Source organism: Bacillus sp. ISO11, assembly GCF_003458115.1.
GTDB lineage: Bacteria > Bacillota > Bacilli > Bacillales > Bacillaceae_G > Bacillus_A > Bacillus_A cereus.
Window position 1 is genome coordinate 1 of the sequence record NZ_QXCO01000098.1, and the last position, 554, is coordinate 554.

The window sequence follows — 554 nt, forward strand, 5'->3', positions numbered from 1 at the left end:
TCGGCGTTAGTCCCGTCCTTCATCGACTCCTAGTGTCAAGGCATCCACCGTGCGCCCTTTCTAACTTAACCAAACTAAAAATTAAAAAATATGAGCTACACTGTTATCTAGTTTTCAAAGAACATACCATTTGCTATTTAAAATAGCTTTTTGGTGGAGCCTAGCGGGATCGAACCGCTGACCTCCTGCGTGCAAGGCAGGCGCTCTCCCAGCTGAGCTAAGGCCCCAAAATGTATGGTGGGCCTAAATGGACTCGAACCATCGACCTCACGCTTATCAGGCGTGCGCTCTAACCAGCTGAGCTATAGGCCCATACAAATTGCAGGATTTATTTATATCATATCCTCATTTAAGAGTCAACACTGAATTGAACTCTCAAAACTAAACGAAAACGAAACACGGAAACTTATATTGATAAGCAGCGCTTATCAATTCTCCATAGAAAGGAGGTGATCCAGCCGCACCTTCCGATACGGCTACCTTGTTACGACTTCACCCCAATCATCTGTCCCACCTTAGGCGGCTGGCTCCAAAAAGGTTACCCCACCGACTTC

General features: G+C 46.2%; 2 tRNA genes and 1 rRNA gene. All 3 read right to left on the bottom strand.

Features of this window, described 5'->3' with window-relative positions:
* Positions 1-151 precede the first annotated feature (151 nt).
* A tRNA-Ala gene (locus D1166_RS30965) sits at positions 152-227 on the bottom strand.
* An 8-nt stretch (positions 228-235) separates the two neighbouring features.
* Positions 236-312: transfer RNA gene (locus D1166_RS30970), tRNA-Ile, on the bottom strand.
* Positions 313-442: 130 nt separating this feature from the next.
* A 16S ribosomal RNA gene (locus D1166_RS30975) occupies positions 443-554 on the bottom strand; the annotation flags it as partial.